Raw genomic sequence first — 1,203 nt, forward strand, 5'->3', positions numbered from 1 at the left:
TAACAAACTTCCAGAAGCTCATCATCCTTGCCCTTGATCTGGCCGAGAAAGGTCAACTCAAATCCGACTTCATCGACGTACACGTCCACGGCAAGGCACCCAGAACCGAGGCAAAACCCACACGCAACCTCCTGATCACCATGCCGCCCCGTCACGGCAAGAGTACGTTCGCCACCGAAGAGTTCCCCGCCTACTTCATGCTCCGCAAAGACAACCGGTTCACCATGTCCTGTTCCTACAACAGCGAACTGGCCACCGGCTTCGGGCGCAAAGTACGCGAAGCGGTCAACGACCCCATGGTCAAACAGGGTTTCCCCAGCTTTCAGCTATCAAAAGAATCAAGAGCCGCCGACGTCTGGGGTACCACCAACGGTGGCAAGTACTTCGGCGTCGGCCTCGGCGGTACCACCACCGGTCGTCCGGCCAATCTCCTGATCATCGACGACCCGATCAAATCAAGAGAAGAAGCCGAATCCCAGACCATGAGAAACAAAGTCTGGGACTACTACGTCAGTTCCCTGGCTTCACGTCGTCAACCCGACCGCGACGGCCAGCTCCCGATCACCATCGTCATCCTCACAAGATGGCACCCTGGCGATCTGGCCGGAAAGCTCATGCAGACAAAAGAGTGGGGCCGTGACGAGTGGGTACACCTCAACTTTCAGGCGATCACCACCGACGCCGACGGCATCGAACAACCCCTCTGGCCAGAACGGTTCCCACTCGACTACCTCCACGGCCAGAAAGAACTGAACCCACGGGACTTCGAGGCGCTCTACCAGCAGAATCCCTACGTCCAGGGCGGCAACTTACTCAAAGAAGAGTGGTGGCGTTACTACGACAAGCCCGAGGAAGAGTACCTCTCCATCATCATCGCCGCCGACACCGCCTTCAAAGCCAAAGAAATAAACGACTTCTCCGTCATGATCGTCGGCGCACTCACCCCAGGTGGCGACATCCACGTTCTCGACCTCGTGCGTGGCCGCTGGGAGTTCCCCGAACTCAAGCAGCGCCTCATCTCTCTCAACACCTTCTGGCGAGGCAAGGGACTCCGAGGCATCCACATCGAGGACAAAGCCTCCGGTCAGTCACTCATCCAAGAACTGCGTCGTACCTCTGGCATGGCGATCATCCCGAGAAACCCAGGCAACAAAGACAAAGTATCAAGGGTCAACGCCATTACCGACCTCATTGCAGGCGGCA

General features: G+C 57.4%; 1 protein-coding gene. It reads left to right on the top strand.

The annotated features are described in order from the left end of the window. On the top strand, positions 1 to 1,203 hold a 1,203-nt coding region (locus tag AK963_RS29280; protein WP_066018763.1), incomplete at both ends, for a terminase large subunit domain-containing protein.

It is taken from the genome of Endozoicomonas atrinae, assembly GCF_001647025.1.
GTDB lineage: Bacteria > Pseudomonadota > Gammaproteobacteria > Pseudomonadales > Endozoicomonadaceae > Endozoicomonas > Endozoicomonas atrinae.